This window comes from Streptomyces sp. NPDC107517 (assembly GCF_055582645.1).
In genome coordinates, this window is sequence record NZ_JBVJPM010000019.1 from 57851 (window position 1) to 73469 (window position 15619).

General features: G+C 69.8%; 13 protein-coding genes and 1 pseudogene. 8 read left to right on the top strand and 6 right to left on the bottom strand.

Going from position 1 to position 15619, the window contains the following annotated elements; all coding sequences use genetic code 11:
* The first annotated feature begins 124 nt into the window (after positions 1-124).
* On the top strand, positions 125-1048 hold the full coding sequence (locus ACZ67T_RS33305) for a sugar-binding transcriptional regulator (RefSeq protein ID WP_469988972.1): 924 nt from the start codon (positions 125-127) through the stop codon (positions 1046-1048).
* Between the two features lie 68 nt (positions 1049-1116).
* On the opposite strand, the gene ACZ67T_RS33310 is transcribed toward ACZ67T_RS33305, so the two are convergent.
* The 4 genes from ACZ67T_RS33310 to ACZ67T_RS33325 form a co-directional block, all read right to left on the bottom strand.
* Positions 1117-1890: an SDR family oxidoreductase gene (locus tag ACZ67T_RS33310; RefSeq protein ID WP_469988974.1), complete on the bottom strand. Its 774-nt coding sequence runs from the start codon at positions 1888-1890 to the stop codon at positions 1117-1119.
* A 93-nt stretch (positions 1891-1983) separates the two neighbouring features.
* Complete coding sequence (locus ACZ67T_RS33315; RefSeq protein WP_469988975.1) at positions 1984-3492, bottom strand: FGGY family carbohydrate kinase; 1509 nt, start codon at positions 3490-3492, stop codon at positions 1984-1986.
* Positions 3489-4466 (bottom strand): transketolase family protein, encoded by a 978-nt coding sequence (locus ACZ67T_RS33320; RefSeq protein WP_469988977.1) that lies wholly within the window; start codon positions 4464-4466, stop codon positions 3489-3491. The genes ACZ67T_RS33315 and ACZ67T_RS33320 overlap by 4 nt, the downstream gene beginning before the upstream one ends.
* The gene (locus ACZ67T_RS33325) at positions 4463-5356 is read right to left on the bottom strand and encodes a transketolase (protein ID WP_469988978.1); all 894 of its coding nucleotides are present in this window, start codon (positions 5354-5356) and stop codon (positions 4463-4465) included. Before ACZ67T_RS33325 ends, ACZ67T_RS33320 begins: the two co-directional genes overlap by 4 nt.
* A gap of 373 nt (positions 5357-5729) precedes the next feature.
* On the opposite strand from ACZ67T_RS33325, the gene ACZ67T_RS33330 reads away from it, so the two are divergent.
* Together ACZ67T_RS33330 and ACZ67T_RS33335 are read left to right on the top strand one after the other, a co-directional pair.
* A complete protein-coding gene (locus ACZ67T_RS33330; RefSeq protein WP_469988980.1) occupies positions 5730-6518 on the top strand; it encodes a glucose 1-dehydrogenase in 789 nt (262 codons plus the stop codon).
* 48 nt (positions 6519-6566) lie between these two features.
* Complete coding sequence (locus ACZ67T_RS33335; RefSeq protein ID WP_469988982.1) at positions 6567-7934, top strand: MFS transporter; 1368 nt, start codon at positions 6567-6569, stop codon at positions 7932-7934.
* Between the two features lie 298 nt (positions 7935-8232).
* Here the strand turns inward: ACZ67T_RS33335 and ACZ67T_RS33340 are convergent, their stop codons facing one another.
* On the bottom strand, positions 8233-8370 hold the full coding sequence (locus tag ACZ67T_RS33340; protein WP_469988984.1) for a hypothetical protein: 138 nt from the start codon (positions 8368-8370) through the stop codon (positions 8233-8235).
* 195 nt (positions 8371-8565) lie between these two features.
* Between ACZ67T_RS33340 and ACZ67T_RS33345 the strand changes: the two genes are divergently transcribed.
* From ACZ67T_RS33345 to ACZ67T_RS33355, 3 genes are all read left to right on the top strand, one after another.
* On the top strand, positions 8566-9138 hold the full coding sequence (locus tag ACZ67T_RS33345) for a helix-turn-helix domain-containing protein (protein ID WP_469988986.1): 573 nt from the start codon (positions 8566-8568) through the stop codon (positions 9136-9138).
* 119 nt (positions 9139-9257) lie between these two features.
* A complete protein-coding gene (locus tag ACZ67T_RS33350) occupies positions 9258-10700 on the top strand; it encodes an NAD(P)/FAD-dependent oxidoreductase (protein WP_469988987.1) in 1443 nt (480 codons plus the stop codon).
* Between the two features lie 8 nt (positions 10701-10708).
* The gene (locus ACZ67T_RS33355; RefSeq protein ID WP_469988989.1) at positions 10709-12208 is read left to right on the top strand and encodes a peptide MFS transporter; all 1500 of its coding nucleotides are present in this window, start codon (positions 10709-10711) and stop codon (positions 12206-12208) included.
* An 80-nt stretch (positions 12209-12288) separates the two neighbouring features.
* On the opposite strand, the pseudogene ACZ67T_RS33360 reads toward ACZ67T_RS33355, so the two are convergent.
* Positions 12289-12594: pseudogene (locus ACZ67T_RS33360) on the bottom strand (helix-turn-helix domain-containing protein); the annotation flags it as partial.
* 200 nt (positions 12595-12794) lie between these two features.
* Here ACZ67T_RS33360 and ACZ67T_RS33365 point away from each other — a divergent pair.
* Together ACZ67T_RS33365 and ACZ67T_RS33370 are read left to right on the top strand one after the other, a co-directional pair.
* The gene (locus ACZ67T_RS33365; RefSeq protein ID WP_469988990.1) at positions 12795-14057 is read left to right on the top strand and encodes an MFS transporter; all 1263 of its coding nucleotides are present in this window, start codon (positions 12795-12797) and stop codon (positions 14055-14057) included.
* Positions 14057-15574: an aromatic amino acid ammonia-lyase gene (locus ACZ67T_RS33370; protein WP_469988992.1), complete on the top strand. Its 1518-nt coding sequence runs from the start codon at positions 14057-14059 to the stop codon at positions 15572-15574. Before ACZ67T_RS33365 ends, ACZ67T_RS33370 begins: the two co-directional genes overlap by 1 nt.
* Positions 15575-15619 lie beyond the last annotated feature (45 nt).

Genomic DNA, 15619 nt, shown 5'->3' on the forward strand with positions numbered 1-15619 from the left:
CCGCAGGCCACCTGTGCGAATATCTATGCAGGGGTGTGGGCGTCGCTCACCACACTGAGTGGCGGGTCCGTGAGGGAGGCCGGAAGTGGTGTCCGTTTCGAGTGCTGACGAAGAAGTGCGGATCATGACGCATGTCGCGCGTCTCTACCACCTCCAGGGCATCCGGCAGCCGGAGATCGCCGCGCGCCTCGACCTGTCGCAGGCGAAAGTGTCGCGACTGCTGAAGAAGGCTCAGGATCGCGGCATCGTCCGCATCACGGTCACTCCGCCGTCGGGCACGTATCCCGAACTGGAGGACGGACTGCAGGAGCGTTACGGGCTACGCCTGGCGCTGGTCGTGGAGACCGACCCGGACACCGAGCGGACGATGCTGGCTGACCTGGGAGCCGCTGCCGCGTACTACCTCCAGACCACGCTGCGCTCCGGGGACAAGGTGGGCATCTCCTCCTGGAGCGCGAGCCTGCTCGCCATGGTGCAGGCCATGCAGCCTGTGCCCAGCCTCAAGAACGTGCGGATCATCCAGGCCGTGGGCGGCGTGGGCGATCCGGCCGCAGCCGCGCACGCCTCCCGGCTCTCCGGTCAGCTGGCCCAGCTCGTCAACGGCGAGGCCGTGTTCCTTCAGGCTCCGGGGCTCGCAGGCAGTGTGGAGAGCGCCCGGGCCCTGCGGGAGGACCCGTATGTGGCCGCCACCCTGCGCGAACTCGACGACCTGGACCTTGCCCTCGTGGGCATTGGAGAGATCACACCGTCCAGCACGCTCGCGCGGAGCGGGAACACCTTCTCCGACGAGGAGCGGGCAGCACTGGAGAACATGGGGGCCGTGGGCGATGTGTGCCTGCGGTTCTACGACGTGCAGGGTGCGCCGGTGGAGTCCGACCTGGACATGCGCGCGGTGGGCATCACGAGGGAGCAACTGGCTGCGGCGGGCCGCAGGGTGGGCGTCGCCGGTGGCGGCCGCAAACACACGGCGGTCCGTGGTGCTCTGGCCGGTGGCTTCCTGGACGTACTGGTGACGGATCAGGAGACCGCGGCGGCCCTGCTGGCGTGACACGAGTCCGGGGGCCGCACACGATGCGGCCCCCGGATGACGGTGGAGGTGGGACGTGGCCGCCCGCGTCACCAGCAGACGTAACCGCCGTCGACGAGCAGGTCGGCGCCGGTGACGTAGGCGGCGGCATCGGAGGCCAGGAAGACGGCCGGGCCGACCATCTCCTCGACCCGCGCGATCCGGCCCAGTGGGGTCTCGCCCGCGAACACCTTGAGATTGTCCGCGACTTCGGGCCGCTCGTTCATCGGCGTGAGGGTGTTGCCCGGGCTGATCGAGTTGACGCGGATGCCGCGGTCGGCCCACTCGGTGGCGAGGCTCTTGGTCAGGTGCATCACGCCGGCCTTGGAGGAGTTGTAGTGGGCCTGGAGCAGCCCGCGGTTGGCGATGGTGCCGGACATGGAGGCGATGTTCACGATGGCGCCGCCGCCGTGCTCCAGCATGACGCGGGCCTCGGCCTGGGAGCTGAGGAAGACACCGGTGAGGTTGATGTCGACGACGCGGCGGAAGTCCTCGGCCGTCATCTCCTCGGCGGCGGCGGCACCGGCGACACCGGCAGAGTTCACGGCGGTACGGATCGGGCCGAGCGCCTTGACCGCGGTGGTCACAGCAGCGCGCAGCGACTCGGGATCGGTGACGTCGCCGCTGAGCGCCACCGCCTTGCGCCCGGTGGCGATGATGGTCTCAGCGGTGGCGCGTGCGGCGTCCTCGTTGCGGTCGAAGCAGGCGACATCGGCGCCGCTGGCTGCGATGCCGAGGGCGATCGCCCGGCCGATGCCGCTTCCGGCGCCGGTGATGAAGGCGGGCTTGTCCTGCAGCGAGAAGGCTTGAGGGGTGAACGTCATGATGCGGCTCTCTTTTCGGGCGCCGGGGGAGCGATTCGGGGGAGACGACGCGGCTGGGCCCTGTCATGCGACAGGGCTCGCCAGAGCGGTGTGTCAGGCATGCCGCCCGCGGGCGCAGGCGACGGCGTCGCGCCAGTCGGCCATGCGCCCGTTGCGCCAGGCGTCGTCGTGCCGCGGCAGGAAGCGCGTGGCGTGAGACGACGACAGACCGGCCAGGTCGGCGTCGTCCCAGACGCCGAGGGCGGTGCCCGCCAAGTGGGCGGCGCCGAGCGCGGACACCTCGGGGCGGCCCGCGGGCAGGACAGGTCGGCCGATGAGGTCGGCCTGCAGGGCCATCAGGCGCTCGTTGCTGGTGGGCCCGCCGTCGGCGCGCAGTTCCGCAGCGGGGGTCCCGAGTGCCGTGTCGAACCGGGCGAGGGTGTCGGCGACCTGGAACGCCATCGATTCGACGGCGGCCCGGGCGACCTCGGCCGCCCCGGTACCGAAGCCCATGCCGATCAGCACGGCCCGCGCGGAGCGGTCCCAGTACGGTGCTCCGAGCCCGGAGAACGCGGGAACCAGATAGACGTCGTGATCCTCCTGGGCATCCGCGGCCAGGGCGGCGATCCCGGCCGAGTCGGTGCCCAGGAGCTGAGCTGCCCAGCGGATGGCTGTGCCGGCCGAGGCGATGTTGGCTTCCAGCGCGTGGGCGGCCCGCTCGTCGCGACCTCGCCGCCAGGCCAGGGTGGCGGCCACCCCGTCAGCGGGCTCGTACTCCTTCGGATTGAGCACCATCAGCGAGGAACCTGTCCCGTACGTGGCCTTGACGACCCCGGGGCGACCGTGGCTCTGCGCGAACAATGCGGCATGCGAGTCGCCGAGCACCGCGCCGATGGGCAGGCCGTCGCCCAGACCGGGCACATCACGGGTGTGGCCCAGCTCCGCGCCGCCACCGTCGGACACGGCGATCCTGGGTAGCGCGGCACGCGGGATGCGGAACACCTCCAGAAGGTCCTCGTCCCACTCGGCCCGGTCAAGGCGCATCAGCTGGGTGCGGGAAGCGCAGCCGGTCTCGGTGGCGTCGGTGGCACCGCTGGTGAGGCGGTGCAGCAGCCACGCGTCGACGGTTCCGACCCGTAGCCGGCCGGCCGAGGCCCGCTCCCGGCCGGGGTCGATCCGGTCGAGCAGCCACTCGGCCTTGGTCGCCGAGAACATCGGGTCCACCGGCAAGCCGCTGCGTGCCGTGATCATGGCGCCCTGCGGGGAGGCCTCGAGCTTGGCGCAGCGCTCGGAGGTGCGCCTGTCCTGCCAGCTGACCAGCGACGACAGGGCCTCGCCGGTGGCCGGGTCCCAGGCCAGCACGGCCTCGCGCTGCACGCTCAGCCCGAGTCCGGCGACGCGTGTGCCGTGCGCGGCGGCCTGCGCCGCGAGTTCCCCGGCGACCTCCGTGACACTGCGCCACAGGCATGCCGGGTCCTGCTCGACCCAGCCCGGCTGCGGGTACTGCTGCGTCAACGGCCGGTGCGCGGTGGCAACGACCTGGCCGTCCTCAGCGACCAGCAGGCCCTTCGTGCCGCTGGTGCCCTGGTCGAGAGCGAGCAGGGCACCGCGCACCGCAGTCACGCGGCCGCTCCCTGCCCCGCGGCGGTCAGCTCACCGGCGGCGCGGGCGATGGACTGAGCGTCGATGCCGAAGTACTGGGCAAGGAAGCCGGCGCTGCCGGTCGGCGTGAACTCGTCACGCACCCCGAGCAGCCGCATCGGAACGGGCTGCCGCGTCGCGAGGAACTCGGCGACAGCGCTGCCGAGCCCGCCGGCGATGTTCGCCTCCTCGACCGTGACGATCCGCCCAGTCTGCCCGGCCGCGTCCAAGATCGCCTGCCCGTCGAGCGGCTTGATGGTGGAGAAGTTGAGCACGCGGGCCTGGACGCCGTCCGCCGCCAGCTTGTCCGCCGCGTCCAGCGCCGCGGACACCGTGGTGCCCGTGGCGATCAGCGTGACGTCGTCACCGTCGCGCAGGCGGGCCGCCTTGCCCATCTCGAACGGCACGCGCGGGGTCAGCGCGGGAACCTTGGTGCGGCCGATGCGGAGGTACACCGGTCCGTCGTACGCGTGAGCCCAGCGCACCGCCTCGCGGGTCTCGGCCGGGTCGGCCGGGTTGAGGACCACGAGCTCGGGAAGTGTGCGCAGCCAGGCGAAGTCCTCCACGCCGTGGTGGGTGGGACCGAGCTGCCCATAGGCGAAGCCCGGGCTCATCGCGCACAGCTTGACGTTCGTACGCGAGTACGCGACATCGGCCTTGATCTGCTCCAGAGCACGCCCGGTGAGGAACGGCGCGGCAGCGCAGACGTACGGGATTCGTCCGCCGTTGGCGAGCCCGGCGCCCGCGCCGACCATCAGCTGCTCGGCGATGCCGACGTTGACGAGGCGCTCGGGGAACTGCTCCTGGAAGCCCTTGAGGTTGGACGAACCGACGGAGTCGTTGCACACGGCCACCGTGCGCTCGTCCTGCTCGGCGAGCTCGATGAGCGTTTCGGCGAAGGCTTTGCGGCAGTCGAACAGTTCGGCATTCATGGTGGCTCCGGTCACGGTGGTCATCGGGTGCTCAGCTCCTGGAGGGCGGCGGCGGTCTGCTCGGCGGTCGGCACCTTGTGGTGCCACTCGGCACGGTTCTCGATGAACGACACGCCCTTGCCCTTGACCGTGTCGGCGATCAGGCACAGTGGCCGGCCGTCGGCCGCGCGCTCCTGGCTGAGCTCCTGGTACAGGGCCTCGTGATCGTGGCCGTCGACGGTGCGGACCTCGAAGCCGAACGAAGCCCACTTGGCGTCGAGCGGGTCCAGGGCCGAGGTCTCCTCCGTGGCTGCCCCCTGCTGGAATCGGTTGCGGTCGACGATCACGGTGAGCCGTCCGAGCCGTTGCTGGGCAGCACTCATGGCCGCCTCCCAATTGCTGCCTTCCTGCAGTTCGCCGTCACCGGTCAGTACGAAGGTACGCCGCTGGGAGCCGTCGAGCTTTGCGGCCGTGGCCATGCCGACGGCGACGGGGAAGCCGTGCCCCAGCGGACCGGTGTTGGTCTCCACGCCGGGGACCTTGCGCCGGTTGGGGTGCCCGTTCAGGGGGGACAGCGGCTCCATGAAGGTGGCGAGCTCGGCCTCGTCGAAGAAGCCGGCGTGGGCCAGCGTCGAGTAGAGGATTCCCGCCGCGTGCCCCTTGCTGAGGACGAACCGGTCGCGCTCCGACCACTGTGGGTCGCCGGGACGGACCTCGAGGACGGCGAAGTAGAGCGTGGTGACGATGTCGGCGGCCGAGTAGTCCCCACCTATGTGCCCCTGGCCGGCCTTGTTGATCATCGCGAGGTCGGCGCGGCGGATGGAGTACGCCAACTCACGCAGTCGAGCGGTGCGTTCACCGGGGAGCGCACTGCTCAGTTCGCGTTGGATCGCCCCGAGCCGCTCGGTCGCGTCGGGGACTGCTGCGAGCATCATCTGCATATCCATTCAGGCTTGCGTGTCGATTCACTTGAAGTGAAGCTCGCTCGTCGGCTCGCGTCAAGTGGTGAGGGTGGGCGCCAGGGTCCGGGGTGGCGGTTCAGGTCCGGGGAGGGGTTGACGATCTCTACCGTGCGGGCTTTACTGCTCGCGAATAGACACGCAATGCTGCATGGAAATTCACCTATGGTTTGTGCTCGGCGCTCAGCGCCCGTCGAGGCGGCCCCGAGCTCACGTTCCGCCTGTGCGTGACGCCGAGGCCGCAGTTGCCGGCGCGGCAGGACCTGACCGCATGCGCCGCCGCCCTGGCGTGGTGCTGCACAGCACTCGCACAACACCCCACCCGCACCAAGGAATTCGGAGGATCCCCATGGCCGAGCGGCGTTATGAGGGCAAGACAGTGGTCGTCACCGGAGCCGCCCGGGGGATCGGGCGGGGCATCGCCGCACGCTTCGCGGACGAGGGCGCCCATGTCGTCCTCGCAGACCTGGACCCGGCGGTCGACGAGGCGGCCGAGCACATCACCTCGCGCGGTGGCAGCGCGCTCGCCGTGCGCACCGATGTCACCGACTCCGACCAGGTCGACGAGCTGTACGCCACGGCCGAAAGCACCTTCGGGGCGGTCCACGTCTCCGTGCAGAACGCCGGCGTCATCAGCATCCACCGCCTCGAAGACCTCACCGACCGCGACTGGGACCGCGTGATGGCGGTCAATACCAAGGGCGTCTTCCTCTGCGCCCGGGCCGCGACGGCCGTCATGCGCCGCCATGGCATCCGAGGCCGCATCCTGAACGCCGCCTCCGGACAGTCCCGGCAGGGCTTCATCTACACCCCGCACTACGCGGCATCCAAGTTCGGCGTCATGGGGCTGACCCAGAGCCTCGCCAAGGAGCTGGCGGCCGAGGGCATCACGGTCAACGCGTACGCCCCCGGCATCGTCGGCAGTGACATGTGGGACTACAACGACCGCGCCTGGGGCGAACTGCTGGGCGACTACGGGCCTGGCGAGCTCATGAAGGAGTGGGTGGCCGGCATCCCGGCCGGCCGCGCGGGCACCCCCGACGACATCGCCAACGTCCTGCTCTTCCTCGCCAGTGAAGCCGCCGAATACGTCACCGGCCAGACGATCAACATCGACGGCGGCATGTTCATGAGCTGAACCCGCCGCTCACCCCTCCCCAACTGCCCTGCCCGCAAAGGAGCGAGCATGTCCAGGACTTCAGCATCACCGATCGCAGCAGTGGCATCGGCAGCCTCCGAACCGAACGGTACCCAGGACCCGACGCACGACCGCCCGCACTGGACGACCCGCCTCGGCATGCCCAGAGCCCTGCTGCTCGGGTACATAGGTCTGCTGCTGTTCATGATCGGCGACGGCGTCGAATCCAACTATCTCTCGCCGTTCCTCGTCGACCGCGGCTTCACCGACGGGCAAGCGGCCTCCGTCATCACCGCGTACGGCGTCGCGGCGGCCATCGCCTCCTGGTTCTCAGGCACCCTGTCCGCGCTGTGGGGGCCCAAGCGCGTCATGATGCTGGGCGCCGGCATCTGGATCGTCGTCCAGGTGGTCTTCCTCTCGGTCGCGCTGCCGAGCGACAACTACGTCGTGGTGATGCTGAGTTATGCCGTGCGCGGCTTCGGCTACCCGCTGTTCGCGTTCTCCTTCCTCATCTGGGTCATCGCCATCGCGCCGACCAAGCGGGTCGGCACCGCCATCGGCTGGTTCTGGTTCGGGTTCACCGGTGGGCTGCCCACCTTCGGTTCACTCGTGGCCAGCGGAGCCATTCCCCTGGTGGGCGAATACGGCACCCTGTGGGTGGCACTGACGCTCGTGATCGTCGGCGCGCTGGTGTGCGCCTTCGGCCTCAAGGAACCGACCGGACGCCGCCCCATGGTGGAGAACGCCACCTTCAAGGGGCAGATGATCAGCGGCATCGACATCCTGTGGCGCAGCCCCAAGGTCGCGCTGGCCGGTCTGGTCCGCGTCATCAACACCGCACCGCAGTACGGCTTCTTCGTCTTCCTCCCGGTCTTCTTCACCAAGACCATCGGACTGACCCTGCAGCAGTACCTGCTGATGGTCACGCTGATGTTCGCGGCCAACCTCCCCGCGGGACTCTTCTTCGGCTCGCTCGGCGACCGGATCGGGTGGCGCCGTACCGTGACGTGGTTCGGCTGCGTGGGATGCGCCGTCGCCACCCTGGCCGTCTACTACGGACCGATGGCGGTCAAGGACAACTTCTGGGTGGCCACGGTGTGTGCCATGTTCTGGGGCTTCATCCTCTCCGGCTTCACCCCCATCCCCGCCCTGCTGCTGTCGATGGGCCGTCCCGAAGACCGAGGCAGCGCCTTCGCGGTCTACAGCCTGTGCGCCGGCCTCGCCGCCTTCGTCGGCCCGGCGCTGGTCACCGTCTTCCGCCCGCTGGTCGGCGTGGAGGGCCTGGTGTGGGTCTTCACCCTCCTGTACTTCGCCGCAGCGGTCATGTCCCACTTCCTCAAGAGTCCGGCCGACCCGCAGAACCGGGAGGAAGAGCCGGCCGTTGCCGCGGAGCCGCGGGAGATCGCAGTTTTGTGACCCTCCGCAGAGCAGTGTCCTGGGGCCGCTTGGCCCGGAGCGTAGCTCGCATTCGGTGACCAGGCTCCGGGCGTAGGCGGCCCAACGGGCGTCAGAGTGCCGAACGTACTCAGTTGAACTCCGAGGTTCGGCGCCCTCATCGCACCGGCCGGTCCCAGTGAGCCCACGGTGCGAGATGTCCGGGGCCACGGAAATCCCTACGGCGTGGTGGACCGGGTGACTGGGGGCGAGGAGGGGTGTTCGGTGGCCGTCGATGGCGAGGTAGCAGAGGCCCGTTTCACCGCTCACAGGAGCTTGATCAGCGCTTTCGTAACAGGCCCAGGTCCTTGGCCGCGGCGTGCCGCCGGGGCGCAGCGTGCCTCGGGTACTCGGGCAGACGCTCGGGGAGAGCCCGTTCGAGGGCATCGAGCATCGTCGCCATGTCGTCGATCTTCACGCAGGAGATTCCGAAGGTGACGGTGCCTGCGCGGACGCCGAACTCGCAGGCCAGTCTCGGAATCGTATGTCCGAGCAGGACACCGATGGCAGCCGATGAGTGCCGAGCTGATCGCGCCGTCCCACGTATCTAAGAAAAATTTGATGACGACCAAGACCATTGTGGTGGTGTAGAAGTCTTGTTAGGTTCACGCCTATGTCCAAAGATCAATCCGGCCCTGCCGCCGGTATAGGGGCACGGCTGCGCCGCCGCAGACGGGCCCTCCATCTGACGCTCAAAGCCGTGGCGGAGCAGGCCGGGCTCACCGAGGGATATCTCTCTCAGGTCGAGCGTGACCAGGTCAACGCGAGCGTGCGTACCCTGCAACGGCTATGTGACGTACTGAAGTTGAGCGTCGGCGACCTCTTTGAGCAGGGCGGCTCGGCCGCGAGCCCGGTGCTGCGGTTCCGTGACGCGCACGGCATGTCGTTCGGTGACGGCGCCACGAAGATCAAGTTGACCCCCGGCTCCTTCGACCACCTCGAAGTGCTCCTCGGTCACTTCGCCCCTGGCGGCTCCACCGGTGTGGAGCCGTACACCCATGGCAGCTCCGAGGAGATCCTTCTCGTGCTGTCCGGCGAGGTGGAGGTGTGGGTCCGCGACCAGCACCACCGGCTCGGTGCCCTCGACTCGGTCCATTACCTCAGTAGTGATCCGCACCGCGTCGTCGAGACGACTGGCGTGGACGAGGCCAGGGTCCTGTGGGCGATGGCGCCCCCCACCTACTGAGCCCCACCTGCTGCCCCCCCACCTGCTCAGCCCTCATCCTTCTGAGCTCCGCCACCTTCTGATTCCCGTCACCGCGTCCCGGACGCCCTGATTCCCTTGCGTCCAACTGGAGTTGTCGCATGACCGTGTACCGCAACGGTGAGATATCGCATTGGATACAGGCGTCCCGGCGCGCGGACGAGCCCTCGGGCCCGCCGGCGCGCCGGGACGCCGCACTGCCCGACGAGGAGCAGGACCTCGTGGTCGTCGGCGGTGGTCTGACCGGCCTCTGGGCGGCGTACCACGCGATCCTTGAGCAGCCGACGGCGAGGATCACCGTGATCGAGGCCGAGGAGGTCGGTTACGGGGCCTCGGGGCGCAACGGCGGCTGGCTCTCCCCGCTCATCCCCGGCAACCGTGCCGTGTACGCCAAGAGCGCGCGCCGGCGCGGGGAGGACGGTGCCGCCGCGATCGCCGCGTTCCAGCGGCAGATGGACGGCGCTGTCGATGACACGCTGAGCATCCTCGACAAGGAAGGCATCCAGGCCGACCAGCGGCGCGGCGGGCATGTGCGGGTGGCCACAACTCCAGCCGCCCTGAAGCGACTTGAAGGCACCTACGCCGCAGATCTCGCTGCCGGATACCGGGCCGAGGACCTCGAACTCCTCGACGCCGACGCCGTCAAGCGGCGCATCGCCATCGGGCCCGCGCTCGGCGGCCTCCTCACCCGTACCACCGCCCGCGTCGACCCCGCCAAACTGGTCCACGGCCTCGCGGCGGTCGTCGAGGCCAAGGGCGTCCGGATCTGTGAGAACACGCGGGCCTCGCGCATCGCGGCGGGTGCTGTCGCCACCTCGCGCGGCACCGTGCGCGCCAAGACCGTGCTGACCTGCCTGGAGGCGTACTCCGGCCAGGTCGAGGGCGATGTCCCCGGGCTCGGCAGGCGGGACGTGATTCCCGTCAACTCCTCGATGATCGTGACCAATCAGCTGTCAGCCGAGGCGTGGGAGCGCATCGGCTGGCAGGAGCGCGAGTGCCTGGGCGACGCCGCCCACACCTTCGTCTACGCCCAGCGCACCGCCGACGACCGCATCGCCATCGGCGGCCGCGGCACGCCGTACGCCTTCAACTCCGGCACCCCGGAAACCGGCGCCGTCGACGCCCGCACCGTGCGCACTCTCGCGGAGCGGCTCCAACTCTTCTTCCCCGACGTCCAGTTCACGGTCGAGCACGCCTGGCGGGGCGCCATCGGCGTAACCCGTGACTGGTGCGCCGGCGTCTACTTCGACCCCGCCACCCGCGTCGGCGTCGTCCGCGGCTTCGCCGGGCACGGCGTGACCGCGACGCAGCTCGCCGCCCGCACACTGCTCGACCGGGCGGCGGGCCGGGACACCGAGCTGACCCGGCTGCCGTGGAACGACCACGACTCGGGACGCTGGGAGCCCGAACCCCTGCGCTGGATCGGTGTCCACGGCATGTACCGGCTGTTCGGTGTCGCCGACCGGTGGGAGGAGAGCCGGCACTCACAGAACACCTCGCTCATCGCCCGTTTCGGCTCCCGACTGGCAGGACTCAGCGAATGAGAACCCCCATGACACCGACCACGGCACCGGCAACGCAGAAGTCCTCCGGGACACCCGCCACGACACCGCCTGCGGGAGACGTCCGGCGCGGCCTGTGGAGCATGGCCTTCACGGAACTGTGGGAGCGCTATTCGTTCTACGGACTCCAAGGCATCCTCTCGTTCTATCTGCTGTACGCAATCGGGGAGGGCGGCCTCGCCCTCGACCCGGCCGTCGCCTCCGGTATCGTCGGCGGGTACGGCGGCGCGGTCTATCTGTCGCAGATCCTCGGCGCCTGGCTCGGCGACCGGCTCGTCAGCCCGCAGAAGATGGTCCTGTACGGGGCCGTCGTCATCACCGCGGGGCATGTCGTGCTCGCCTTCGCGCCCGGCCTCTCGGGCCTCGGCGCCGGTCTTGTCCTCATCGTGTTCGGCACCGGCGCGCTCAAGACGAACATCACGTCGATCGTCGGCTTCGTCCTCGACCAGCACGTCCACGACCGCTACCGCGACGCCGGATTCTCGTACTTCTACATGGCCATCAACATCGGCGCGGTGGTCGGCCCGCTCACCACCGGGCTCGCCCAGAACGAGCTCGGTTTCCACTTCGGATTCGGGCTCGCGGCCATCGGCATGGCCGGGGCGCTCATCCAGTACGTCGTGTCGATGAACCGTCTCCCGGAACGCGCCAAGATCGTCAACAATCCACTGTCGACGGGGCGTCGGCCGCTCGTGGCCGCTCTGGTTCTCGTCTGCGTCGCGGGCGTGGGCGGCGCCGTCGCCACCGGACTGCTCCGGGCGGGGAACCTGTCCACCGTGGTCACGATCACCGCGCTGGTGGCCGCGGCCGCGTACTTCCTCACGATGACCACATCGTCGGCGGTCACCCGCGACGAGCGCCGGCGCATCCTCGGCTATCTGCCGCTGTTCCTCGCCTCGGGCGTCTACTTCGGATTCCTGTTCCAGAAGTTCACGGCCATCTCGATCCTGATCACCGAGCGGATCGATCTGCACATCGGAGGCTGGAAGTTCCCGGTCGCCTGGATCACCACCGTCAGCCCCTTGGCGGCGGTCCTCATCACGCCGCTCGTCGCCCGGGTGTGGAAGCGCCTCGGGGAGCGCCAGCCGGGCCCGGTGACCAAGGTCGCCATCGGACTGACCCAGATCGGCTGCGCGTATCTCTTCCTGCTGATCATCTCCGAGGCCACCGGCGACGCGATGATCCCGCTGTTCCTCATCCTGCTCTTCATGATGGCCGCCGGTTCTTCGGAGGTGTTCATCGGGCCGATCGGCCTGTCGCTGGCCACCCGGATCGGGCCGGAGAAATTCCGCTCGCAGATGGTCGGCCTGAACTTCCTCACGCTGGCGCTGGGGTCGTCGCTCGCGGGGCTCCTCGGGCAGCTGTTCACCGTGATCGACAACGCCTCGTACTTCACCGTCACCGCCGTGTGCGGCATCGGCATCGGTCTGGTCCTGTTCGCCGTACGCAAGCCGGTGGGGCGGCTGCTGGAATCGGGACTCGGGAGCTGACCCGAGCCGGTCCGCGTGCTCAGCGGGCCCTCAGCACCACTGGCACCAGTGGCGCGTCGTCCGGCCTCGGACGTAACGGCCGTCAGCTCGTGGAAGCGGGCGAAACGGTGCTGGACCGTGTTGCGGTGGTGACAGAGGGCGTCGGCCGTCGCCGCGATCGAACCGCTGCCCGTCAGCTGAGTGCGGACCGTCTCCCGGAGGCGGTCCGCCTCGCTGCGTGAGGCGCCGGGAGCGCCGAGGCCGTGCAGCTGTCTTCGCTCAGCCTGCCCTGCCTTGGCTTGCCTTGTCCCGGGGCGGGGCAGCGTGCATCGCGAACCGTTCACAGGAAGCGGAAAAGTGCTTCGGGACGCGCGGGAGGTGAGTGTGATCTTGCAGTTTCTTTTCATTCAGCCATTGATTCATTGAAATTAATCATTCATGCTGACGTTCGGCGTCGTCATGGATCTTTGTCACCGGCGCCGCCCACCGTGCCTCCCACCCCCAGGAGACAGCCTTGAGCTCTGCCGTGCACACTCCGCCCTCTGGTGGGATGCAGACGCCCCGGCGGGAACGCGCCGCGGAACCGTTCACCAGGTTCCACCTCCGAGTGACCGCCACCACCTTCGGCGCCAACTTCTCGGACGGCTACGCCCTGGGCGTCATCGGCGCGGCCCTGCCGATCCTGGACACCACGATGGGCCTGTCCGGCGCGTGGTCAGGGCTGCTCGGCGCTTCCGCGCTCATCGGACTCTTCCTGGGAAGCGTCCTGCTCGGCAGCGTGGCCGACCGGATCGGCCGGCAGCGGCTCTATCTGTACAACTTCGTCCTCATCACGATCGCTTCGGCGCTCCAGATGTGGGCCACCGATCCGGCCGCGCTGTTCGCGCTGCGCCTGCTCATCGGCTTCGGCCTCGGCGCCGACTACGCGGTCGGCCCGACGCTGCTCTCGGAGTTCGCGCCGCAGCGGCTGCGCGGACTGCTTCTCGGCTCGCTCACTGTGCTGTGGACCGTGGGCTACGTGGCCGCCAACATCTTCGGCGCCCTGATTCCCGTCACCGACCAAGCCGCGCATCTGCTACTCGCCAGCGGTTCACTGCCCGCGCTCCTGGTCCTGGTGCTGCGTATCGGCATCCCCGAGTCACCGAGCTGGCTGGCCACCCAGGGCCGGTACGCCGAGGCCGCCGAGATCCGCCGCAGGTTCCTCAAGCAGGACATCGACCCGCAGGCCGCGCCGCCCACCCCGGCGGAGCCCGCCCCCACCGTCCGCTACCGGGAGCTGTTCGCCTCGGGGCAGGCCACCAAGACGTGGTTCGGGATCATCTTCTACAGCGCCCAGGTGCTGCCCTACTTCGCGATCTACACCTTCACCGCGCAGATCCTCGGCACCCTCGACATCGGCGACACGACCGCGCAGAACATCGTCATCGACGTGGCCCTGCTCCTCGGCGGTGTCCTCGGCCTGTGGCCGATGCTGCGCATGGGCCGGCGCCCGTTCACCGTGCACAGCTTCCTTGTCCTGGCCGTCGCACTCGGCGCCATGGCGGTGCTCAGCGACGTCGGCAGCTGGGCCCTGATGATCCCGTTCGTCGTCTACACGTTCGTGATGGCAGGTGCCTCCAACATCACCCAGGTGTACCCGGCCGAGCTGTTCCCGACCGCGCTGCGCGCCTCCGGCGTCGGTCTGCTCAATGGCAGCAGCCGGATCGCCTCCGCACTCGGCACCTTCCTGCTCCCGGTCAGCCTGGACTCCCTCGGGGTCGGCTGGACCATGGGCTGGATGACGCTTGTCCTCCTCGTCGGCTGGGCGGTGAGCCTCGCCTGGGCGCCGGAGACCCGTGACACCCTGACCGCCGAGGAATGGCACCACTGATGGATCGCACCACCCCGCTGGCCCTGGAGGGCGCCGACCTCACCGCCGCCGATGTCACCGCGGTCGCCCACGGCCGGGCCGGCGTCACCGTCGCACGGCCGGCCCGGGACCGGGTCGCCGCGGCCCGCGAGAGCGGGCAGCGGATCGCCGCCCGCAGGCCCGTCTACGGCTACACCACGGGCGTCGGCGCCAACCGAACCGCCGCTGTCCCCACGGACGTGGCCGAGGACACCTTCGGCATGCGTCTGCTGCGCAGCCACAGCGGCGCCCTCGGCCCGCTCGCCCCGGACGACGAAGTGCGGGCCATGCTCGCGGTCCGCCTCAACCAACTGCTCGCCGGTGGCACCGCGATCGACGCTGCCGTCCTTGATGCCCTCGCCCAGGCGCTGTCCGGCGGCCACCTCCCGACGGTGCACGAACTCGGTGCGATCGGCACCGGTGACCTCAGCGCCCTCGCCGAACTGGGTCTGACCCTCGCCGGCGAGCTGCCCTGGCGGGCCGGGACCGGCCCGGCCCCGGCGCCCCTCGCCCTGACCCGCTGGGACGCCCTCCCTCTCATCTCCAGCAGCGCCCTGACCATCGGCCGGTCGGCGCTCGCCGCCACCCGCCTGGGCCACGTCCTCGACCAGGTGCCGCTGGTCGCGGCGCTCACCCTGACCGCGCTTCAGGGCTCGCGCGAGCCGTACGCCGCCGTGGTCCACGAGCGTCGGCCGCACTCGGGCGCCCAGCGGGTCGCCGCCCGGATGCGGCACCTCCTGGCCGGCGCGGACTGGCCCGCAGGACTGGTGCAGGACCCGTTCGGACTGCGCTGCCTGCCCCAGGTGCACGGCACCGTCCTCGAAGCGTGGGACGACCTCGACCGGACACTCACCGTCGAGATCAACGCGGCGGCCGAGAACCCCCTGCTCGACCTGGACGCGGAGGACTATCACCACCACGGCGGCTTCCACCAGGCCCCTCTCTCCCTCGCCCAGGACCAGCTACGTCTCGCGCTGCTCTCCACCGGCCAGCTGTCCACCACCCGGCTCGGGGCGCTGCTGGAACCGCGGATCAGTGGCCAGACACCGTTCCTGTCCGACGGCACCGCGGGCAGCAGTGGCCTGATGATCACCGAGTACGCGGCCCAGTCCGCCCTCGCGGAACTGCGCGCCGCCGCACAGCCCGCACTGCTCGGCCACGCCGTGATCTCCCGTGGGGCCGAGGAACACGCAAGCTTCGCCGCCGCGGGATCCATCCGGCTGCGTGAGGCCACGGACTCCTTCTGCCTGGTCCTCGCCTGCGAACTGGTCGCCGCCGTCCGCGCACTGCGCAGGCGAGGCGTCGTCCCTCCGGCAGACGGCACACTGCGTGCCTTCTACGACCGGGCCGCCGCCGTTCTCGACCCGTGCACGGCGGACCGCTTGCTCACCAGCGACCTGGAGGCCGCGGCGCAACTCCTCACCCCGCCGTGCGCATCCCCAACGGCGGAGTCTCCTGCCCCGGCCCCCGTGAACACGGCCGCGGAGCTTGCCGCCTGAACCATCCCCGGTGAATGGTCGAGCGGCCGCCGACGCGCAGGATCC

Bases quoted from the DNA above. Each gene is read 5' to 3' on its own strand.
- ACZ67T_RS33310 (WP_469988974.1), bottom strand. From the start codon at position 1,890: ATGACGTTCACCCCTCAAGCCTTCTCGCTGCAGGACAAGCCCGCCTTC.
- ACZ67T_RS33355 (WP_469988989.1), top strand. From the start codon at position 10,709: ATGACACCGACCACGGCACCGGCAACGCAGAAGTCCTCCGGGACACCC.
- ACZ67T_RS33330 (WP_469988980.1), top strand. From the start codon at position 5,730: ATGGCCGAGCGGCGTTATGAGGGCAAGACAGTGGTCGTCACCGGAGCC.
- ACZ67T_RS33305 (WP_469988972.1), top strand. From the start codon at position 125: ATGACGCATGTCGCGCGTCTCTACCACCTCCAGGGCATCCGGCAGCCG.
- ACZ67T_RS33320 (WP_469988977.1), bottom strand. From the start codon at position 4,466: ATGACCACCGTGACCGGAGCCACCATGAATGCCGAACTGTTCGACTGC.
- ACZ67T_RS33325 (WP_469988978.1), bottom strand. From the start codon at position 5,356: ATGATGCTCGCAGCAGTCCCCGACGCGACCGAGCGGCTCGGGGCGATC.
- ACZ67T_RS33335 (WP_469988982.1), top strand. From the start codon at position 6,567: ATGTCCAGGACTTCAGCATCACCGATCGCAGCAGTGGCATCGGCAGCC.
- ACZ67T_RS33350 (WP_469988987.1), top strand. From the start codon at position 9,258: ATGACCGTGTACCGCAACGGTGAGATATCGCATTGGATACAGGCGTCC.
- ACZ67T_RS33345 (WP_469988986.1), top strand. From the start codon at position 8,566: ATGTCCAAAGATCAATCCGGCCCTGCCGCCGGTATAGGGGCACGGCTG.
- ACZ67T_RS33370 (WP_469988992.1), top strand. From the start codon at position 14,057: ATGGATCGCACCACCCCGCTGGCCCTGGAGGGCGCCGACCTCACCGCC.